At 62.7% G+C, this 19,459-nt stretch carries 24 protein-coding genes; 16 read left to right on the forward strand and 8 right to left on the reverse strand.

The annotated features are described in order from the left end of the window. Nucleotides 1-42: 42 nt before the first annotated feature. The 4 genes from C5L10_RS08955 (at nucleotide 43) to C5L10_RS08965 (ending at nucleotide 1,954) form a co-directional block, all read left to right on the forward strand. Nucleotides 43-639, forward strand: a complete 597-nt coding sequence (locus C5L10_RS08955; RefSeq protein WP_105429350.1) for a F0F1 ATP synthase subunit B — start codon at nucleotides 43-45, stop codon at nucleotides 637-639. A 4-nt stretch (nucleotides 640-643) separates the two neighbouring features. Beyond that, nucleotides 644-1,129 (forward strand): F0F1 ATP synthase subunit B, encoded by a 486-nt coding sequence (locus C5L10_RS08960; protein ID WP_105429351.1) that lies wholly within the window; start codon nucleotides 644-646, stop codon nucleotides 1,127-1,129. A 76-nt stretch (nucleotides 1,130-1,205) separates the two neighbouring features. Then, nucleotides 1,206-1,475 carry a nucleotidyltransferase domain-containing protein gene (locus C5L10_RS33575; RefSeq protein WP_172716955.1) on the forward strand — a complete coding sequence of 90 codons (270 nt, stop codon included), beginning with the start codon at nucleotides 1,206-1,208 and terminating at the stop codon, nucleotides 1,473-1,475. Next, entirely contained in the window at nucleotides 1,448-1,954 is a 507-nt protein-coding gene (locus tag C5L10_RS08965) for a nucleotidyltransferase domain-containing protein (protein ID WP_172716956.1), read from the forward strand. The genes C5L10_RS33575 and C5L10_RS08965 overlap by 28 nt, the downstream gene beginning before the upstream one ends. A 15-nt stretch (nucleotides 1,955-1,969) precedes the next feature. Here the strand turns inward: C5L10_RS08965 and C5L10_RS08970 are convergent, their stop codons facing one another. Both C5L10_RS08970 and C5L10_RS08975 read right to left on the reverse strand, forming a co-directional pair. After that, nucleotides 1,970-2,638 carry a ribonuclease HII gene (locus C5L10_RS08970; protein WP_105429353.1) on the reverse strand — a complete coding sequence of 223 codons (669 nt, stop codon included), beginning with the start codon at nucleotides 2,636-2,638 and terminating at the stop codon, nucleotides 1,970-1,972. A gap of 169 nt (nucleotides 2,639-2,807) precedes the next feature. Continuing rightward, nucleotides 2,808-3,965, reverse strand: coding sequence for a PA0069 family radical SAM protein (locus C5L10_RS08975; RefSeq protein WP_105429354.1), 1,158 nt, complete (start codon nucleotides 3,963-3,965; stop codon nucleotides 2,808-2,810). 132 nt (nucleotides 3,966-4,097) lie between these two features. On the opposite strand from C5L10_RS08975, the gene C5L10_RS08980 reads away from it, so the two are divergent. Beyond that, nucleotides 4,098-4,616: a glycosyl transferase gene (locus C5L10_RS08980; protein ID WP_105429355.1), complete on the forward strand. Its 519-nt coding sequence runs from the start codon at nucleotides 4,098-4,100 to the stop codon at nucleotides 4,614-4,616. 3 nt (nucleotides 4,617-4,619) lie between these two features. Here C5L10_RS08980 and moaB read toward each other — a convergent pair whose 3' ends face one another. The 4 genes from moaB to C5L10_RS09000 form a co-directional block, all read right to left on the reverse strand. Further along, on the reverse strand, nucleotides 4,620-5,168 hold the full coding sequence (gene moaB / locus C5L10_RS08985) for a molybdenum cofactor biosynthesis protein B (protein WP_105429356.1): 549 nt from the start codon (nucleotides 5,166-5,168) through the stop codon (nucleotides 4,620-4,622). After that, nucleotides 5,165-6,094: a 4-(cytidine 5'-diphospho)-2-C-methyl-D-erythritol kinase gene (locus C5L10_RS08990; protein WP_105429357.1), complete on the reverse strand. Its 930-nt coding sequence runs from the start codon at nucleotides 6,092-6,094 to the stop codon at nucleotides 5,165-5,167. Before C5L10_RS08990 ends, moaB begins: the two co-directional genes overlap by 4 nt. A gap of 5 nt (nucleotides 6,095-6,099) precedes the next feature. Next, nucleotides 6,100-7,935: a tetratricopeptide repeat protein gene (locus C5L10_RS08995; protein ID WP_105429358.1), complete on the reverse strand. Its 1,836-nt coding sequence runs from the start codon at nucleotides 7,933-7,935 to the stop codon at nucleotides 6,100-6,102. A gap of 163 nt (nucleotides 7,936-8,098) precedes the next feature. Further along, nucleotides 8,099-9,115, reverse strand: coding sequence for a polyprenyl synthetase family protein (locus C5L10_RS09000; protein WP_105418655.1), 1,017 nt, complete (start codon nucleotides 9,113-9,115; stop codon nucleotides 8,099-8,101). A 106-nt stretch (nucleotides 9,116-9,221) separates the two neighbouring features. Between C5L10_RS09000 and C5L10_RS09005 the strand changes: the two genes are divergently transcribed. Both C5L10_RS09005 and C5L10_RS09015 read left to right on the forward strand, forming a co-directional pair. After that, the gene (locus tag C5L10_RS09005) at nucleotides 9,222-9,443 is read left to right on the forward strand and encodes a DUF2007 domain-containing protein (protein ID WP_105429359.1); all 222 of its coding nucleotides are present in this window, start codon (nucleotides 9,222-9,224) and stop codon (nucleotides 9,441-9,443) included. A gap of 324 nt (nucleotides 9,444-9,767) precedes the next feature. Beyond that, nucleotides 9,768-10,568 (forward strand): tRNA1(Val) (adenine(37)-N6)-methyltransferase, encoded by an 801-nt coding sequence (locus tag C5L10_RS09015; protein ID WP_105429360.1) that lies wholly within the window; start codon nucleotides 9,768-9,770, stop codon nucleotides 10,566-10,568. Here C5L10_RS09015 and C5L10_RS09020 read toward each other — a convergent pair. Then, nucleotides 10,537-11,877 carry an Nramp family divalent metal transporter gene (locus tag C5L10_RS09020; RefSeq protein ID WP_105429361.1) on the reverse strand — a complete coding sequence of 447 codons (1,341 nt, stop codon included), beginning with the start codon at nucleotides 11,875-11,877 and terminating at the stop codon, nucleotides 10,537-10,539. The two genes, C5L10_RS09015 and C5L10_RS09020, sit on opposite strands and share 32 nt — an antisense overlap. Nucleotides 11,878-12,043: 166 nt before the next feature. Between C5L10_RS09020 and C5L10_RS09025 the strand changes: the two genes are divergently transcribed. The 4 genes from C5L10_RS09025 (at nucleotide 12,044) to C5L10_RS09035 (ending at nucleotide 14,447) form a co-directional block, all read left to right on the forward strand. Further along, a complete protein-coding gene (locus tag C5L10_RS09025; RefSeq protein WP_105429362.1) occupies nucleotides 12,044-12,910 on the forward strand; it encodes a S49 family peptidase in 867 nt (288 codons plus the stop codon). Nucleotides 12,911-12,937: 27 nt separating this feature from the next. Then, on the forward strand, nucleotides 12,938-13,129 hold the full coding sequence (locus C5L10_RS09030; RefSeq protein WP_105429363.1) for a hypothetical protein: 192 nt from the start codon (nucleotides 12,938-12,940) through the stop codon (nucleotides 13,127-13,129). Nucleotides 13,130-13,158: 29 nt separating this feature from the next. Continuing rightward, nucleotides 13,159-13,287, forward strand: a complete 129-nt coding sequence (locus C5L10_RS34715) for a hypothetical protein (protein WP_256384673.1) — start codon at nucleotides 13,159-13,161, stop codon at nucleotides 13,285-13,287. A 206-nt stretch (nucleotides 13,288-13,493) separates the two neighbouring features. Continuing rightward, nucleotides 13,494-14,447, forward strand: a complete 954-nt coding sequence (locus C5L10_RS09035) for a glycine--tRNA ligase subunit alpha (protein WP_105429489.1) — start codon at nucleotides 13,494-13,496, stop codon at nucleotides 14,445-14,447. Nucleotides 14,448-14,493: 46 nt separating this feature from the next. Here C5L10_RS09035 and C5L10_RS09040 read toward each other — a convergent pair whose 3' ends face one another. Then, nucleotides 14,494-14,691, reverse strand: a complete 198-nt coding sequence (locus C5L10_RS09040; protein WP_105429364.1) for a hypothetical protein — start codon at nucleotides 14,689-14,691, stop codon at nucleotides 14,494-14,496. 201 nt (nucleotides 14,692-14,892) lie between these two features. Here C5L10_RS09040 and C5L10_RS09045 point away from each other — a divergent pair, with 201 nt between their 5' ends. From C5L10_RS09045 to C5L10_RS09065, 5 genes are all read left to right on the forward strand, one after another. Next, the gene (locus C5L10_RS09045) at nucleotides 14,893-15,444 is read left to right on the forward strand and encodes a LemA family protein (protein WP_046611032.1); all 552 of its coding nucleotides are present in this window, start codon (nucleotides 14,893-14,895) and stop codon (nucleotides 15,442-15,444) included. Between the two features lie 87 nt (nucleotides 15,445-15,531). Continuing rightward, nucleotides 15,532-16,806 (forward strand): 3-phosphoshikimate 1-carboxyvinyltransferase, encoded by a 1,275-nt coding sequence (locus C5L10_RS09050; RefSeq protein ID WP_105429365.1) that lies wholly within the window; start codon nucleotides 15,532-15,534, stop codon nucleotides 16,804-16,806. Nucleotides 16,807-16,848: 42 nt separating this feature from the next. Further along, nucleotides 16,849-18,780 carry a DUF2207 domain-containing protein gene (locus tag C5L10_RS09055; protein WP_371411928.1) on the forward strand — a complete coding sequence of 644 codons (1,932 nt, stop codon included), beginning with the start codon at nucleotides 16,849-16,851 and terminating at the stop codon, nucleotides 18,778-18,780. A 44-nt stretch (nucleotides 18,781-18,824) separates the two neighbouring features. Then, a complete protein-coding gene (locus tag C5L10_RS09060; RefSeq protein ID WP_105429490.1) occupies nucleotides 18,825-19,106 on the forward strand; it encodes a type II toxin-antitoxin system RelE/ParE family toxin in 282 nt (93 codons plus the stop codon). 11 nt (nucleotides 19,107-19,117) lie between these two features. Then, nucleotides 19,118-19,414: a HigA family addiction module antitoxin gene (locus C5L10_RS09065; protein WP_046664592.1), complete on the forward strand. Its 297-nt coding sequence runs from the start codon at nucleotides 19,118-19,120 to the stop codon at nucleotides 19,412-19,414. Nucleotides 19,415-19,459 lie beyond the last annotated feature (45 nt).

The following is a 19,459-nucleotide window of genomic DNA, read 5'->3' on the forward strand; positions in this document are numbered from 1 at the left end:
GCGCCGTGATCCTTCGCATTTGGAATACACCTGGAGGTGATGATGTTCGTGACCTCGGCATATGCGCAGACCGCGCCGGCCGCTACTGATCCGCATGCCGCGCCTGCTGGCGAAGCGCATACCGAAACCGGCGCCCATGGCGGCGGCACCTTTCCGCCATTCGATGCGACCCATTTCTCGTCGCAGCTGCTCTGGCTCGTCATCACCTTCGGCCTCTTCTATCTTCTGATGAAGAAGGTCATCGTTCCGCGCGTCGGTGGCATTCTCGAACACCGCCACGATCGGATCGCTCAGGACCTCGACGAAGCCGCCCGCCTGAAGGCGGAAGCGGACGCTGCCGTCGAGACCTATGAAAAGGAACTGGCGGCTGCCCGTTCCAAAGGCCACAAGATCGCCGAAACCGCTCGCGAGGCCGCCAAGACCAAGGCTGCCGCCGACCGCACCGCGATCGAGGCCGAACTTGCCGACAAGCTCGCTGCTGCCGAAACCCGGATCGGCGAAATCAAGGCAAAAGCTTTTGCCGAAGTCGGCCAGATCGCCGAAGACACCGCCACCGCCATCGTCGATCAGCTGATCGGCGCCAAGGCGAGCGGCGACGACATCAAGGCTGCAGTCGCAGCCGCGAAGACGGAGGCCTGATCCTATGGCATTCGATGCAACATTTTTCGCACTGGTCGGCCTCGTTCTCTTCCTGGCCCTGGTCGTCTACCTGAAAGTGCCGGGCATGATGGCGAAGTCGCTCGACGAGCGCGCCGCCAACATCAGCAAGGAACTCGACGAAGCCAAGCGCCTGCGCGAAGAAGCGCAAACCCTGCTCGCCGAATACCAGCGCAAGCGCAAGGAAGCCGAAGCGGAAGCCGCGCAGATCGTAGCCGTCGCCGAGCGTGAGGCCGCGGCCCTGACCGAGGAAGCTCGTCAGAAGACCGACGAATTCGTCACTCGCCGCAACGCGCTTTCCGAGCAGAAGATCAAACAGGCCGAGGCCGAAGCGATCGGCGCTGTGCGCGCTGCCGCAGTCGATCTGGCAATTGCCGCCGCCCAGAGCGTCATCGCCCGCAAGGCCGACGCCTCCACCCAGGACACGCTCTTCCAGGACGCCGTCGGCAAGGTACAGTCGAGACTGAACTGATTTCAGTCACGCAAGACTTTCCAAAAGCCGGGGCGAAAACCCCGGCTTTTTTGTTTTGGGCGAAAGGAGGATCGTGATGGCTTTGGTTGTGGGAAGGCTGTCGAGGGAACGAGCACTGTCGCTAACCGAACGGTTTCTGACCGAGCGCCTTACCGATGCGGATTTCGCCTTCGTGGCCGGCTCCATCATGCGTGGCACAGGAACGCCGTCCTCCGATATCGATCTCGTCGTGCTGCATTCTGCCCTGCCGCATCCCATCGTCGCTCGGAGGTCTTCGAAGGCGTGCCATTCGAAGCCCTGGTACATGACGAGGGGACCGTGCGCTGGTTCCTTGAGGCGGATGTAAAAGCGGGCCGCCCCGTGCTGATCCGCATGGTGATCGAAGGAATTCCTATTGGTCCGCGGCCGCAGCGAGCGGATGAGCTTCGCCGCGAGGCCGAGGCTCTCCTGGTCAAAGGTCCGCCGCAGTTGGACCAGGAGGCGCTCGACCGCATGCGTTATGTCATCTCGAGCCTGCTGACCGATCTTGCCGACGAACGGCCTGACTTCGAGCGGGTGGCGATTGGCTCGGCGCTTTATCAGGCGCTCGGTGATTTCATCCTGCGCAGCAACGGGCAATGGTCGGGAGCCGGAAAATGGCTGCCGCGGCAGATGACGGCATTCGATCCGGTGCTGGGCGGTGCATTCGTCGAGGCCTTCGACATGCTGTTTCGCGAAGGAGAGGCTAAGCCGGCCCTGGATTGCGCGGAACAAGTCTTCGCCGCACATGGGGGACTGCTGTTCGATGGCTATCGCGCCGATGCGTTGCCCGAATGGCGTAAATGAGGGAAGGAGTGCCGGTTAGCTTTCCGGCAGATCATCCTTTTTAAGCGGCCGGAAACTCATCCGGTGCAGCGAGCACGGCCCATGCGCCTCGATGCTGGCGCGATGCTGGGGCGTCCCATAACCGACGTGATTGGCAAAACCGTAACCGGGGAAGACCAGGTGCGCGCGGGTCATCATCCGGTCGCGGGTGACTTTTGCGATGATCGAGGCGGCGGCGATCGACACGGAGCGGGCATCGCCCTTGATGACCGCCTTGCCGGGGCAGCAGAGCCCCTGCGGCACGTCACGGCCGTCGGCGAGCACATAGGCCGGCGTCACGGCAAGCCCCGCCACCGCGCGGCGCATGGCGTCGAGACTGGCGCGCAGGATGTTGCGCTCGTCGATATGGCGTGGGCCGGACGCGGCGATCGACACTTCGGCCGTCGCCATGATTGCCTCGAACAGGCTTTCCCGCTGGGCTGCGGTGAGTTGCTTGGAATCGTTGAGACCGTGCGGGATATTGTCGGGGTCGAGGATGACGGCGGCCGCCACGACCGGGCCTGCCAGCGGCCCGCGTCCTGCCTCGTCGGTGCCCGCGACAGGCCAATGGCCGGCCTGGCGTGCCACAAGCTCCAGACTGAAATCCGGAACCAGCGGGACATCTTCGAAAAGCATCGGAGAATCGGGCGACGTGCGAGGTAACATGGCGGCAACCTCGCACGTCGTCCCGACCTCCTGCAACCCCCGGCCAAGCGATTGCGGCGTCGCTATCCACCGAGGGGCGGCGGTGGAACCGGGGTATTTTCCGACGCGGGGGACAGGGCGGGGCCGCGTCGAAAATTGGAATTCGCAATGAAACCGGGAGAGGGTCCGGTCAGAGCAGCGAGAGTTGGATACCGCCGCCGTCGGGGCGGAGGAAAATGTCGTCGCGCAGCGGCAGGCCGCGCCGCACCATGCCGAGCCGCTTGGTCGCCATCTCGAAACGCCGGCCGATCTGCCATGCGTAGGGACCGGCACCCTTCATCCGCTTTCCCCATTCGGCGTCGTAATCCTTGCCGCCGCGCATCGAGCGGACGAGCGACATCACATGCCGATAGCGGTCCGGATAGTTCTGCAGCAGCCAGTCGCGGAAGAGGGGGCTCACCTCCAGCGGCAGGCGCAGGAGTACGTAGGTCGCTTCCGTCGCCCCCGCCGCATGGCCGGCGTCGAGAATCCGCTCGATTTCATGGTCGTTGAGCGCCGGAATGACAGGTGCCACCATGACCGCAGTCGGAATACCGGCATCGGTCAACGCCTTGATGGCAGTGAGGCGCTTGGGAGGGGTCGAGGCGCGCGGCTCCATGGTGCGGGCAAGCTTGCGGTCGAGCGTGGTGACCGAAATGCCGACCTTCGCCAGCCCTTTCGAAGCCATGTCGGCAAGGATGTCGATGTCGCGGGTGATCAGCGCCGACTTGGTAACGATCGCGACCGGGTGATTGGCCTTCTGCAGCACTTCGAGGATCTGTCGCATGATCCGCCATTCCCGCTCGATCGGCTGATAGGGGTCGGTATTGGTGCCGATCGCGATTGCCCGCACCTTGTAGTCCGGGCGGCTCAGCTCCCGTTCGAGCAGTTTCGGCACGTCAGGCTTGGCGAACAGCTTCGACTCGAAATCGAGGCCGGGCGAAAGCCCCATGAAACTGTGCGTCGGCCTGGCGAAGCAATAGATGCAGCCATGCTCGCAGCCGCGATAGGGATTGATCGAGCGATCGAAGGAAAGGTCCGGAGATTCGTTGCGGGTGATCGCGGTGCGTGGCTTCTCCACCTGCACCTCGGTCCTGAACGGTTCGAGCTCCTCCAGCGTCTGCCAGCCGTCATCGAATGCCTCGCGGCGCCCTTCCTCGAAACGGCCGCTCGGGTTAAGTCCCGCGCCGCGCCCGCGCCGCCGGTCGATCTCCACCCGAAGACCGGAGGATTCGACCAACGCATCGGCAATATCGGCCGTATGGGCAGGCGCGAAAGCGTCCTGCCGCAACTGATGCAGCTCGTTCATGGTTAGCTCCTGAAGGGGAAATTCCCCGTTCCTGATGACTAAATTCCTAGCGCCGAAATGAGAACATTGCAAGAACAAAATTGAAGGTCGGCGTTTCTGGCGTTCCTTGTGGCAATGCGTTACATGTCAGGAATGCTGACTGTCATCATGGAATGCCGCGATCAGGAATCCGAGCTGGCGCAAACGCTCTCGGTGCTCGTTTCCGCTGCGGTGGAGGGACTTGTGAGCGATGTCGTGGTGCTCGACCACGGTTCACGGGACGGTTCCTCCCGCGTCGCCGATGCGGCTGGCTGCCGTTTTTACGGCCATTGGGACATCAAGGATATTTTGCGCGGCGCCCGCGGAGAATGGTTGTTGCTGGTCGAACCCGGCGCCCGGTTGCAGGCCGGCTGGATCGACGAGGTGATGGAATATATAGCGCTCAACAAGCAGCCGGCCCGCTTCGCGCCGGCGCGCAATTACCGGCGGCCGTTCTTCCAGCGTATCGGCCGCGCGGTGCCGCCGCTGGAATACGGCATGCTGCTGCCGAAGCGGCAGGCGATCGCGCTGGCGAAATCGGGGATGGACCTGGAAGCGCTGGCACGCGGCCAGAAGGTGTCGAAGCTTTCCAGCGAGATTATTCCGGCCTGGGTGGCGGCGGCAGTCAGGTAGCGGCTATTTGCCGCCGCGCTTCAGGTGCTCGTCGAGCCGCGGCATGATCTCGATGAAATTGCAGGGCAGGTGGCGGTAGTCGAGCTGCGCCTTCAAGATACCGTCCCAGGCATCCTTGCAGGCGCCGGGCGAACCCGGCAGCACGAAGATGAAAGTGGCGTTCGCCACGCCGCCGGTCGCCCGCGACTGGATCGTCGAAGTGCCGATCTTGTCATAGGAAATCCGGTGGAACACTTCCGAAAAGCCGTCCATGCGCTTTTCGAACAGCGGCTCCAGCGCCTCAGGCGTCACGTCCCGGCCGGTAAAGCCCGTGCCGCCTGTGGTAATCACCACGTCGATATCGGGATCGAGCGTCCATTCCCGCACCTGGCCGGCAATGCGGTCCTTGTCGTCCGTCACGATCGCCCGCGCTTTCAGCTCGTGGCCGGCTTCAGTGATCCGCGCCACCAGCGTGTCGCCGGACTTGTCGTCGGCAAGCGTGCGCGTGTCGGAGACGGTCAGCACGGCGATGCCGACGGGGATGAAGGAACGGGTTTCGTCGATCCGGTTCATTGGGTTTTCTCGGGCACCTGTCCGACGGTTCTCACCGCCTGAAAATACCATTCCGGCTTCTGGCCGTTAAGGTTTTCCATCGCCTTTTCCGCCGCTTCGAAGGAAGGAAATATCCCGAAACAGGTGGCGCCGGAACCGGACATCCGTGTCAGCATCGTGCCTTCCGCGCCGATCAGGCTGGAAATCTGGTCGATTTCGCGCACCAGCGAGCGCGCCGGCGGTTCAAGATCGTTGCGCAGGGTTTTCAAGAAGCCGATCCAGTCGCTGTCGAACGGGCCGATCGCGGCGTTTTCCTTCTGCGTCAGGCGCAGGAAGATATCGGGGGTCGAGACGCCGACGAGCGGATTGCCGAGCACCAGCGACAGCGAAGGCAGGTCCGGAAGCGCGGTCAGTTCCTCGCCTATGCCCCTCGCCATCAGCGCCTCGCTCTTGAGACACATCGGCACATCGGCGCCGAGCAAAAGCCCGAGCGCTGCCAGTTCCCCATCCGGCAGGCTGGCGTTCCAGAAGCGCATCAGGCCGCGCAGGGCTGCTGCCGCGTCCGTCGAACCGCCGCCGATACCGGCTGCGACCGGAAGGTTCTTTTCGAGATGGATGGCAACCGGCGGCGCCGCTACGCCTTTATCCTCCAGCGCCGTGCGCAGGAGATCGCGGGCTTTCAGCACGAGATTGCCCCTCTTGCCTTCCGCCGAGGTCGGCAGCAGCGAGGCGAACCGGCCGGAAACGGAAAAATCGTCGGCCTCCGTCTCGCTAAAGCACAGCCGGTCCCCGGTGTCCGCAAAAGTCACGATGCTTTCGAGCCGATGATAACCGTCGGCCCGCTGGCCGGTCACGTGCAGCGCGAGATTGATCTTGGCGGGCGCCAGTTCGAAGAGGCCCGCCTTGTCGGCGAGCCATTTGTCGGATGACGAATTGTCCAGGAACATGCGCGTCAGGATTTCTTGTCGGGATTGGCCGGCGCCGGCGGGGCAGGTGCCACGGGCTCCGTCGGGCTGCGGTCGGCAGTCGTGGCGTTCGGATCGAGCGGCGCCAGGCCCTTCTCGATCTTCTCCTTGATCTGCTCGCGATTGATGTCCTCGCCTTCTGAGATCAAAGCCCGGTTCCACTGGTAGACGGCCTCGAGCTTGCGCCCGACGCGCCAGTAGGAATCGCCGAGATGGTCGTTGATCGTCGAATCGCCGGCGCGCAGCTGCACCGCACGTTCCAGCTCGGTCACGGCATCGTCGAACTTGCCCATCCGGAAATAGGCCCAGCCGAGCGAGTCGACGATGTAACCGTCATCCGGCCGTGCATCGACGGCCCGCTTGATCATGTCGAGACCTTCGTCGAGGTTCTTGTTCATGTCGACCAGCGAATAGCCGAGATAGTTGAGGACCTGCGGCTGTTCCGGGTTGAGCTCAAGCGCCTTGCGGAAGTTCGGCTCGGCCTTCGCCCAGTTCTTGAGCCGCTCGTAGGCGATGCCGCGCTGGAAGAAGATCGTCCAGTCGCTGGGCTTCGGCACAGGCCCGATGACCTCGGCAGCCTTGTCGTAGGTCTCCGCCATGGTGTTGTAGTCCTTGGCGTCGGAAAGCACGCTGCCATAGGCGATATAGCTGCGGATGTCGGACGGATCGGAATCGATCAGCGACTTCAGGTGCTGCTTGGCCTCATTCACCTTGCCGGTATCGGAAAGCGTCACGCCGAGCTGCAGCTCGGAAATGCGGCGCATCGGCGAATCGGCCGGGACGCTGGCATAGAACTTGATGGCGCGCTCCGGCTGCTTCAGCTTCTCAGCGATGCCGCCGAGCAGGATCAGCGTGTCGGCGCTTTTGGGGTCGAGTGCGTGGGAGATCTGCAGGTAGAGCGAGACCATGTCCTCGGCACCCTGGCGGTTCAGCGCCCCGCCGATCGAAAACAGGACGCCGGCCGCGCCTTCTGCGGCATTGCTCACCTGCTGTTCGGGCTTCTGGCCCTTCTCGATGCTCTGGCGCAGGGCCTTCAGCGGCGCATAGTTGGAGACCATGCCGTCACCGACGGAGATCGCGTCCAGCGCCTTCTGCTTGTTGCCCGCAGCCGCTTCAAGCCGCGCAAGCGCCATCACCGCGCGCATAAAGGTGTCCGGCGCGGTGGCGACGGCTTCCTTGTTGGTGACGGCGGTGTTGAGGTGCTGCCGCGCCGTGCCGATATCGCCGGTCACCAGCGCCATGGCGCCGAGATGGTAATCGGTGAATACCTTGTACCAGGCCGGCCCCTTGAGGTTGTTGATGCCGGCCATCGCCTGCTTGCCCTTGCCGGCGCCGACATCCGCCCAGGCGGAAAGAAGCTGGTGGGTCAGCCGGTCGAGATCGTTCGGGCCTTCGTAGGCGAGAACCTTCTTGGCGGTATCGAATTTCTTGGCGCGCAGGGCATCGAGGCCGCGGACGATCTTGGTGATCCGCTCGACGGCCTTGTCGTCCTTGAGCGCGTTGGCTTCAGCGAGGCCCTGGTCGAAATCGCCGTTGAGCAACAGCGAGATCATCAGCCGCTCGCGGATTTCCAGGTTGGCGGCATCGAAAGCCAGCGCCTTGCGGTAGAGCGCGATCGCAGTGTCGTAGTCGTGGTCGACGTCGGCTGTCCGCGCGGCCAGAAATGCACCGGAAAACGTCTTCACGTTGCCAGGGGCGAACGTCACCGTGTCTTTCACCGCTGGCTTCACTTCCGCCGTCGCCGCATTGGCTACCGTTCCGAACAGGAGAACGGTTGCAAGCGCCGCGCTGGAGAGCAGAAGAAGGCTGGATTTCTGCCGCATAAACATGCCTTTCGTAAGAGCATGGCGATTCGATGAGATACCGCCGCCAATTCCGCCCTATTGATTCATGATAGAATGGCTTTTTTGAAGCACGTCCGCAAGGAAATCCCCAGCGTCGCATGGGCGCGGCGCCGGTCACACCTTCGTCAACGGACGCCGAGCGTCAGTTGACGCGCTGGATCGAAAAGTCGATCACTTCGAGAAGGGCGGTCTTGAGCGGCGAGGCTGGAAGCGGTGCCAGCGCATCGCGGGCGATCGTGCCGTAATGCAGCGCGCGGCCGATCGTGTCGTTCAGGGCTCCGTATTTGTTGATCAGGCCGAGCGCCTTTTCCAGGTTCTCGTCGCTGCTTTCACCCTTCTCGATCGCCTGGCGCCAGAAGGCGCGTTCGGCTTCGGTGCCGCGGCGATAGGAGAGGATGACGGGCAGCGTGATCTTGCCCTCGCGGAAATCGTCGCCGACATTCTTGCCGAGATCGGCAGCCTTGCCGCCGTAATCGAGCGCGTCGTCGACGAGCTGGAACGCAAGGCCAAGGTTCATGCCGTAGGATTTCAGCGCCCCCCGGCCGGCCTTGTCGGCATTGGCAATGATCGGCCCGACTTCGGCGGCGGCGGCAAACAGCGCGGCCGTCTTGGCGCGGATGACCGAAAGATAGTCGTCCTCGGTCGTCTCCATGTTCTTGGCGACGGAAAGCTGCAGCACTTCGCCTTCGGCGATCACGGACGCTGCGGCCGACAGCACGTCGAGCGCCTCGAGTGAGCCGACTTCCACCATCATGCGGAAGGCCTGGCCGAGCAGGAAATCACCGACCAGAACGCTTGCCTGGTTTCCCCAGATCATCCGTGCGGTGGAACGCCCGCGGCGCAGATCGCTTTCGTCCACCACATCGTCGTGGAGCAGCGTTGCTGTGTGCATGAACTCGACGCTGGTCGCAAGCTTCACATGGCCTTCGCCCTGGTATCCGAACAGGGCCGCTGACGCGAGCGTCAGCATCGGCCGCAGCCGTTTGCCGCCGGACGAGATCAAATGGTTGGCGACTTCCGGGATCATCTGCACATCGGAGCCGGCCTTGGAAAGGATCAGCTGGTTGACCCGATCCATGTCCGCCTTGGTGAGATCCACCAGCGGTTTGACGGATGCCAGTTTGTTTTTGCCTTCTTCAAGCGGTATGACGACGCCCAATGTCAGGCCTCCCTATCGAAATCTTTCAAACGACAATAGAAAGAGGCTGATAGTGCGGCAAGCGCAAATCGTATCCCGCCAGATATAATGGGGTAACAAACAAGCCATGCTGGAGATCATCCGCACCAACGACGTCGTGATCCTGTCGCTGGCACAGAGCCTGATGAAGGATGCGGGCATCTACTGCATGGTCGCCGACCAGTCGATGAGCGTGCTCGAAGGCTCGCTCGGCCTGTTGCAGCGCCGGCTGATGGTCGACGGCGAGCGCGCCGACGAGGCCCGGCGGATCTTGAAGGACGCGGGGCTGGAAGCGGAGTTGCGGCCTTGATGGTTGTGGATCCTCGGTCCTCAGTTTTTCCGGAGCTTTAGCATTGAGCGTTCTCGCGGATCGCCCCCCTCTGCCCTGCCGGGCATCTCCCCCACGGGTGGGGAGATCGGCTGGGCGCACGCTCGCCGCTTCAAATTTGACGTCTCATTCTGCGCACCAACGTGCGGCGTATCTTCTCGCACATTTTTATCTGGCCTCTCTTCCGGCACGCCGTATTTGGGAGGGCGATGATCACGCCGCTTGTGATCTCCCCACCTGTGGGGGAGATGCCCGGCAGGGCAGAGGGGGGCTGCCGACTACCAGCGCTCAATGGTGCCGCAAAGTATGAGCACTCCAACCCACACCGTCGACGCCTTCCATCGCGGCCGCTTTCACGTCATGCAGCCGAAGGGCGGCGGGCATCGGTCAGGCGTGGATGCGATGCTGCTCGCCTCATTGGTCGCCTCCGACAAGCCGGTCAGCGTCGCCGATCTCGGCTCCGGCGCGGGGGCGGCAGGTCTTGCTGTCGCCTCACGGCTGCAGCATTCGAAAGTCCTGCTGATCGAGAAATCGCCGCTGATGGCCGACTATGCCCGCAGGACGCTGGCGCTTCCCGAAAACGCTTTCCTGGCAGGTCGCATCGAGGTGCTGGAAGCGGACGTGACCCTGACCGGCAAGCCGCGGCTCGCCGCCGGCCTTGTCGACGAAATCCATGACCACGTGATCATGAACCCGCCCTTCAACGATGCCAGCGACCGCAAGACGCCCGATGCGTTGAAGGCCGAGGCGCATGCGATGACCGAGGACCTGTTCGAAGCCTGGATCCGCACCGCCGGCGCGATCATGAAACCCGGCGGGCAATTGTCGCTGATCGCCCGGCCGCAATCGATCGCCGAGATCATCGATGCCTGTGGCAGGCGTTTCGGCGGCTTGGAAATCACCGCCCTACATCCCCGGCCGGACGAAAGCGCCACACGCATCCTCGTCACCGCCGTCAAGGGATCGCGCGCCCGGCTGACATTCCGGGCGCCGCTTTTCGTGCATGGCGCGGATGGCCATGGGTTTTCGGCGTTCGTCGACGACCTGAACAATGGCCGGGCCGCCTATTCCCGCCTCAGCCCCAAACGAAATCCACGAGAAGCTTGACGTTGAGGCCGGCGATGACGACGGCAATCAGCCAAGCGATGCCGGAGAGCCAGATCGGCGCCACCAGTTGACCCATCTTGGCCTTGCTGGCGGTGAACATGACGAGCGGGAAGACCGCGAAGGAAAGCTGAAGGCTGAGCACGACCTGGGTCAGGATCAGCAGTTCCGCCGTGCCCGCATCGCCGTACCAGATCGTCACGAACGCCGCCGGAATGATCGCGATCGCCCGGGTGATAAGCCGGCGGATCCATGGCTGCAGCTTCATCTTGAGGAAGCCTTCCATGACGATCTGACCCGCAAGCGTCGCCGTCACCGTCGAGTTGAGGCCGCAGCAGAGCAGGGCGATCCCGAAAAGCGTCGGTGCGATGGCAAGGCCGAGCAGCGGCGCCAGCAGCGAATGCGCTTCGCCGAGTTCGGCTACCTCAGTCCGCCCAGTGCTGTTGAAGGCGGCTGCCGCAAGGATCAGGATCGAGGCATTGATCAACAGCGCGAAACAGAGTGCGACAGTGGAGTCGATCGTTGCATAAGTGAGAGCTTGCTTCTTTTCCGGCAGGGTGTGGCCATAGTTGCGGGTCTGCACGATGCCGGAATGCAGGTAGAGATTGTGCGGCATGACGGTCGCGCCGAGAATGCCGAGCGCCAGATAGAGCATCTCCGGATTGGTGACGATCTCGGTTGTCGGGAAGAAGCCGCGGATGACGCCGCCCCACTGCGGGTCGGCGAGGAAGATCTGGATTCCGAAGCAGACGGCTATGACGCCGAGCAGGGTGATGATGAAGGCCTCGACCCAGCGGAAACCCATCTTCTGCAAATAAAGGATGATGAAGACGTCGAGTGCCGTGATCAGCACGCCGAGCTCGAGCGGAATGCCGAAGATCAGGTTGAGGCCGATGGCGGTGCCGATCACCTCGGCGATGTCGGTGGCGATGATGGCGATTTCGGCAAGCGCCCACAGCGGGATGGAAACCCATTTCGGAAACGCGTCGCGGCAGGCCTGCGCGAGGTCTCGGCCCGATGCGATCGCAAGGCGCGCGCAGAGCGACTGCAGCACGATCGCCATCAGGTTGGAAAGCAGCGCGACCGCGAGCAGCGCATAGCCGAATTTGGAGCCACCGGCGAGCGAAGTCGCCCAGTTGCCGGGATCCATGTAGCCGACTGCGACCAGGTAACCCGGCCCCGCAAAGGCAGCGAGCCGCCGCCAACGGGATCCGGATTGCGAGACGTTGATGCTTCGATGGACGTCGGAAAGCGATGCCTCTCCCCGCTTGTTCCGCCAGCCGCTGTCCTGCTTTGAACCCAACACGTCCATTGTCACTCTCTCTTCGTTCGCGAGCAGATAATGCCTTGTTGGAATGGTAATGCAAGTCATTCGCAACTAGAAAATCAAAATCCTGCTTTAAGTGGCGCAGCCATTGCGTTTGAAAATCCGTCACATACATGCTCTGGCAGAGCCGAACGCGACAGAAGGAAAAGAAATGGCCGGGTTTTTGCAGAGGTTGATGCCGAAAAGGTTCCGTAAGAAGGGGCTGACGATACCCGTCGTCCGGCTTCACGGAGCGATCATGGCTGGCGGCGGCCAGTTCAAGCAAAGCCTCAACCTGGCCGGCGTGGCGCCGATGCTCGACAAGGCCTTCGCCAAGAAGGATGCGCCGGTCGTCGCGATCTCGATCAATTCCCCCGGCGGATCGCCCGTCCAGTCGCGCCTGATCTTCCAGCGCATCCGTTCGCTGGCGGAAGAAAAGAACAAGAAGGTCCTGGTCTTCGTCGAGGATGTCGCGGCCTCGGGCGGCTATATGATCGCCCTCGCGGGCGACGAGATCTTTGCCGATCCGACCTCCATCGTCGGCTCGATCGGTGTCGTTTCCGGCGGTTTCGGTTTTCCGGAACTGCTGCGCAAGATCGGCGTGGAGCGCCGCGTCTATACCGCCGGCGAAAACAAGGTGATCCTCGACCCCTTCCAGCCGGAAAAGGAAGGTGACATCGAATACCTGAAGGCCTTGCAGCTCGAAATCCACAAGGTCTTCATCGAGATGGTCAAGATGCGTCGTGGCGAGCGGCTCGCCGACGATGCGACGATCTTTTCGGGCCTGTTCTGGAGCGGTTTGCGCGGCCTCGATCTCGGCCTGATCGACAGCCTCGGAGACATGCGCGAGGTCCTCAAGCGCCGTTACGGCAAGGATACGCGGCTGGAACTGATCGGCAGTGCCCGCACGCTGTTCGGCCGCCGCGTGCCCGGCGTCGTCTTCGGCGAGGGCAGGGCTGGAGAAATCGCCGCAGGTGCAGTCACGGGACTTGCCGCGAGCCTGGAAGAAAAGGCAATGTGGAGCCGCTACGGCCTTTGAGGTCGTCAGGATAGCGCGAGAGGGGAAATGGCGCAGCTTTTATTTCTGATCATCGTCATCGGCGGCGGCTGGATGCTCTATAAGAAGTTCATCAAGGACGCCGAAAGACTGTCGTCGCGCACTCGCCGCGAGGAAAAGGAACGCCAGACCGGCACCATCGGCACCCTGGAACGGGACCCGACGACGGGCGAATACCGGGTGAAGCGGGACGAGGAATAGGCGTTATGTCCGAGGAGAGGAATCCTGCTGTGGCGGAGACCGATGCTGACAAGCGGCGTGCGGCACTGGAAAGGATTCGTGCTTTCAAGTGGAAGTTGCCGGACGGCTGGAAATTCGATCGCGAGGAAGTCAACAGCCGCGATCCGAATAACGACTAAAGCCGTTCCTTCACGCGTGAAGTCCGGTCGGAGCCCGCATAACTTCCGCAGAGGATGGCAGGTCGCCCAGCCGGTAGGTCGCCGTTTCGATTTCCGCCAACTCGCGATCTGCGGTGATGCGCACGGCATCTCTTCTATGAAATCCTTGACCCGCGCCCCTGATGCGTGGCACTCGTCCGCATCCTCGAACCGACACAGATATGGCCATGACCGAGCTGCCCGACCACATGTCTCCGACCCGCTCCTTCCAGGGGCTGATCCTCGCGCTCCAGACTTACTGGGCGGACAAGGGCTGTGCAATCCTGCAGCCCTACGACATGGAAGTCGGTGCCGGTACCTTTCATCCGGCCACCACGCTGCGTGCGCTCGGGCCGAAGCCGTGGAAGGCCGCCTATGTGCAGCCGTCGCGCCGTCCGTCCGACGGTCGTTACGGCGAAAACCCCAACCGGCTGCAGCACTATTACCAGTTCCAGGTCATCTTGAAGCCGAACCCGCCGAACCTGCAGGAACTCTATCTCGGCTCGCTTGCGGCGATCGGCCTCGACCCGCTGCTGCACGACGTGCGTTTCGTCGAGGACGACTGGGAAAGCCCGACGCTCGGCGCCTGGGGCCTTGGCTGGGAATGCTGGTGCGACGGCATGGAAGTCTCGCAGTTCACCTACTTCCAGCAGGTCTGCGGCATCGAATGCGCGCCGGTCGCCGGCGAGCTGACCTATGGTCTCGAACGCCTCGCCACCTATCTGCAGGGCGTGGACAGCATCTACGAGCTCAATTTCAACGGCCGCGAGGGCGAGGAAAAGATCTCCTATGGCGACGTTTTCCTGCAGGCCGAGCAGGAATATTCCCGCCATAACTTCGAATTTGCCGATACCGCCATGCTGCACCGGCATTTCACCGACGCGGAAAAGGAATGCCAGGCGCTGCTCGCAGCCGGCGCTCCGGGGGCGAACGCCAACCAGATGCTGCACAAATGCGTCTTCCCCGCCTATGACCAGTGCATCAAGGCGTCCCACGTCTTCAACCTGCTGGATGCCCGCGGTGTGATCTCGGTCACCGAACGCCAGAGCTATATCCTGCGCGTCCGCACCCTGGCGAAAGCCTGCGGCGAGGCCTTCCTGATGACGGATGCCGGTGGTGCGAATTTCGGCCGGGCCGCCTGAGGTCCGGGTTTTCCTGGAGTCGGACTGACGCTGCGCTGCGAACCGTTCAAACGGCGCCCGTCCACTGAGTGCCCAGCTGCCAGACGGGTTTGATTGTCGGGTAGGCGCCGGTCGGAAGCTGCCCGGCATAGATCTGCAGAAACCGACGCGTGCCGGCCGGCTCCGGGGGCCTCATCATTACCCCGTACTGAAAAAACAGCACGGCAAACGCCAGCACATTGGCGGTTCGCACCAGGCACGCCATGGCAATTCCATCCAGATTGTTTTGAGGTGGGGCCGAATCTTTGGAATCGCCCGTTTTTCTGTAAGAGAATCTAGGGTATCCGGACGGTCGGGACTTTGCGGTAAGTCAAAAAATTGACCGTAAAAAATAATCGATGACTTCAACCACTTTTTTATACCAGGCCTCTACTGTCCCATCGCAATGGCAAGTCGGGAGACTCAAATGTACATTTTGATCGGCATAATTGTTCTCGTCGCATTCTACGTCGTTATGATCTACAACGGCCTCGTCAAAGCGCGCCAGATGGCGGAGGAGGCGTGGTCCGGCATCGACGTTCAGTTGAAGCGCCGCGCCGACCTGATCCCGAACCTGATCGAGACGGTCAAGGGATATGCCGCGCACGAAAAGGGCACGTTCGAGGAAGTCGTCAAGCTGCGCAACCAGGCGCAGGCGGTGCCGGCAGGCGATGTCGCCGGCCGCGCCCAGGCGGAAGGCCTTCTCGGTCAGGCCCTCGGCAAGATCATCGCACTTGCCGAGGCCTATCCGGACCTCAAGGCGAATGAGAATTTTTCCGAACTGCAGGCCTCGCTCGAAACCATCGAGAGCGAGATCCAGATGTCGCGGCGGTACTATAACGGTGCGGCTCGCGACCTGAACGTCAAGGTCGAGAGCTTCCCCAACAACCTCGTCGCCGGCCAGTTCGGTTTCTCGAAGCGCGAGTATTTCGAGATCGAGAACGCTGCCGACCGGGCCGTCCCGACCGTCAAGTTCTGAAATCCGCCATTGGACCTTCGTGCCGCAACGGTTTAAGAGCGCGGTCGGCCGCTCGTTGCGGCATTCCATTGGCGTTAAGAGACGAATATCATGGGTAGAGCCAAACTCACCATCCTGCCGCCGGGCAAGCCGCTTTCCGGACGCGCCATGCCGCCGGGTTCCAAGTCGATCACCAACCGCGCGCTGCTTCTGGCGGGTCTCGCCAGCGGCACCAGCCGGCTGACCGGCGCGCTGCGCAGCGACGACACCCGCTACATGGCCGACGCTTTGCAGGCCATGGGCGTTTCGGTCGACGAACCGGACGAGACCACCTTTGTCGTCACCGGCAATGGCAAGCTTCTGCCACCGTCCGCCCCGCTGTTCCTCGGCAATGCCGGCACCGCGACCCGCTTCCTGACGGCGGCCGTCGCTTCGGTCGATGGCACCGTTATCGTTGATGGCGACGAACACATGCGCAAGCGGCCGATCGGCCCGCTGGTCGTTGCCCTGAAATCGCTCGGCATCGATGCCGAGGCGCCGACCGGCTGCCCGCCGGTGACGGTTCGCGGCAATGGCCATTTTGCCTCCGGCCGTGTCGAGATCGATGCCGGTCTCTCCAGCCAGTACGTCTCAGCGCTGCTGATGGCAGGGCCGCTTGTCAGCCAAGGCGCCAACGCCCCCTTGACGGTTGCGCTGGCCGGTGCGGAAATCGGCGCCCGCGGTTATGTGGACCTGACGCTCGCCGCCATGCAGGCTTTCGGGGCCAAGGTCGAGCAGATCGATGCGGCGACATGGAAGGTCGAGCCGACCGGATATCGCGCAGCAGACTTCGTGATTGAACCGGATGCGTCGGCCGCCACCTATCTCTGGGCTGCCGAGGTGCTGACCGGCGGTGCCATCGATCTCGGCGTGGCGGCAACCGCCTTCACCCAGCCGGATGCCAAGGCTTATGAGGTGATCGCGCAATTTCCGCACCTGCCGGCCGAAATCGACGGTTCGCAGATGCAGGATGCGGTGCCGACGCTCGCCGTGCTGGCCGCCTTCAACGAAACGCCGGTGCGTTTCACCGGCATCGCCAACCTGCGCGTCAAGGAATGCGACCGGGTGAGGGCGCTCTCGCTCGGCCTCAACGCCATCCGCGACGGCCTTGCGACGGAAGAGGGTGATGACTTGATCGTCGCCTCCGACCCGTCGCTTGCCGGCCAGACCCTGCCGGCCGAGATCAACACCTTCGCCGACCATCGCATCGCCATGAGCTTTGCGCTTGCCGGGCTGATGATCGGCGGTATCACCATTCTCGATCCGGATTGTGTCGCCAAGACCTTCCCCAGCTATTGGGACGTGCTGGCCTCGCTCGGCGTCGAATATACGGACATAGTTTAGGCGGAAAACCCGGATCGGCTGGTGCCGAAGAGGAGAAATGTCGTGATGCGGTGGTTCTCCGGCCTTGGCCTGGCGTTGCTTCTCTCCCTGTCGGCGGCGCTGCCCGCCGCGGCGGAAGAATATATCCGCTCTTATCATTCCGACATCCAGGTCGCGGAAAACGGCGACCTGACGGTCACCGAAACGATCATCGCCAATTCCGAAGGCGACAGGATCAAGCGCGGCCTGTTTCGCGACTTCCCGCTGGCCATGACGGATGCGGCCGGCCGCACCGTGCGGGTCGGCTTCGAGGTCGTTTCCGTCACCCGCGACGGGCAGGCCGAACCCTTCCATACCGAAAGCGTCACCGGCGGCATCCGCATCTATTCCGGCGACAAGGACGTGTTCCTGCGGGATGGCGAACACACCTTCGTCTTCACCTACAAGACCGACCGGCAGATCCGTTATTTCGACGACCATGACGAGCTTTATTGGAACGCGACCGGCAATGGCTGGGAATTCCGCATCGCCCAGGCCTCGGCGCGGGTGACACTGCCGGGCAGCGCCCGGATAACCCAGACCGCCGCCTTTACCGGGCCACTCGGTTCCACCGCCCGCAATGCCCGCATGCAGGCGAACGGCAATCAGGCGGTGTTCTCGACCACAAGGCCGCTCGGCGCGCAGGAGGGCCTGACGATCGTCGCGGGCTTTCCCAAGGGGATTGTAGCCCCTCCTTCCCGGGATCAGGAAAGTGCGTGGTGGTGGCGCGACAATATCGGGACGATCATCTCGGTCGTCGGCCTTGTCCTCGTCGTCGGTTATTATGCCGCGTTCTGGGTTCGCGTCGGTCGCGACCCGGATCGAGGCGTCGTCGTGCCACGCTGGGATGCGCCGGAGGGACTGTCGCCGGCTCTGGTCAACTACATCGACAACAAGGGCTTTTCCGGCGGCGGCTGGACGGCCTTTGCCGCAAGCGCGCTCGATCTGGCGGTCAAGGGTTATGTGACGCTGGAGGATCTCGCGGAAAAGATCGTCATCCGGCGCACCGACAAGGCCGTGCCGAGGGCGGTGCCGATCGGCCAGGCCTCGATCCTTGGTTCCATCGGGGCCAAGGGGCAGGAACTGATCATCGACGAAGCCCACGGCACCACTGTCCAGTCGATCGGCGCGAGCTTCCGCCAGGCGATCGAGAAGGAACATCGCGGCAAATATTACAACGGCAACAAGAGTTACGTGATCGGCGGTGTCATCCTGAGCGTGCTTTCCATCGTGGCTTTGCTGGTGTTCGGCAATCTTGAACCGGACATGATCGCCATGCTGATCATCCCCGCATTTTTCGCCGTGGTCTTCGGTTTCCTTGCTGTTGGTTTCGGCAAGGGCTTCCGCCGCGGCTCGTCGCTGTTTTCGAAAATCATCTCGGTCGTTATCCTCGGCGTCATCGGCCTCGTTGCGATCTCGATCGGCTCGGCCATCCTCGTGGCGGTCCTGTCGGAGATGACCGGCAACGAGCATTGGCCGATCCTGGTCTCGGTCGGCGGCATCGTGCTTGCCAACGTCATCTTCTTCTTCCTGATAGGCGCCCCGACACCGCTCGGCCGCAAGCTGATGGATGGTATAGAGGGCCTGCGCATCTACCTGACGCTTGCCGAAAAGGACCGCATGAACACGGCCGGCGCCCCCACCATGTCGCCGCAGCATTTCGAAAAGCTTCTGCCCTATGCGGTAGCGCTCGGCGTCGAAAAGCCGTGGAGCAACACATTCGAGACCTGGCTTGCGAGCGCCGCGGCAGGCGCTGCTGCCGGCGCCTATGCGCCCGGCTGGTATAGCGGCAATTACGGCTCCAATTTCGGCGACCGCATCGGCGGCTTCTCCTCCTCGATGGCCTCCACCATCGCCTCGACCATCCCCGCTCCAAAATCCTCCTCGTCCTCCTCCGGCTTTTCCGGCGGTTCGTCCGGTGGCGGCGGAGGCGGTGGCGGCGGAGGCGGCTGGTGAGATTGAAACATGTATCGTCTCGTGATACATAGGGGCGAGGTATGGTGATCCGTTCCTATGCCGATGCGATGACGCGGTCGATCGCCAGCGGCAGGGTGCCGAAAGGCTTCCCTTCCGACCTTGCGAGAAGAGCCGTGCGGAAGCTGACGATGATTGAAAATGCGATGGAATTGCACGACCTGCGCTCACCGCCGGGCAATCATCTGGAGGCGCTGAAAGGCGACCGCGCAGGACAGCACTCCATCCGCATCAATGATCAGTGGCGCATCTGCTTCGTCTGGACGACGGCGGGTGCCGAACAGGTTGAAATTGTCGATTACCATTGAAAGAGACGAGCATGGCGAGCCTTCTTCCTCCCGTTCATCCCGGTGAAATCCTTCGTGAAGAATACCTGGGCCCGCTCCATCTCAGTGCCGGCGCGCTGGCGAAGAAGCTGAATGTCCCGCGCACGCGCATCGAGCGGTTGGTTGCGGAGCAGACGTCGGTCACCACCGATACCGCTCTTCGCCTCGGCCGGTTTTTCGACACCACGCCGGAATTTTGGATGAATCTCCAGACGAGTTACGACCTGAAGGTCGAAAGTGCCGCAAAGCGCGAAGAAATCGCCGCGCTTCCTGTCATCAACGCCGCCTGATCGCCGGACTTTCCCCAATCCGCTGATGACTTTTGGCGACGGGCT

Source organism: Neorhizobium sp. T6_25, assembly GCF_002968555.1.
GTDB lineage: Bacteria > Pseudomonadota > Alphaproteobacteria > Rhizobiales > Rhizobiaceae > Neorhizobium.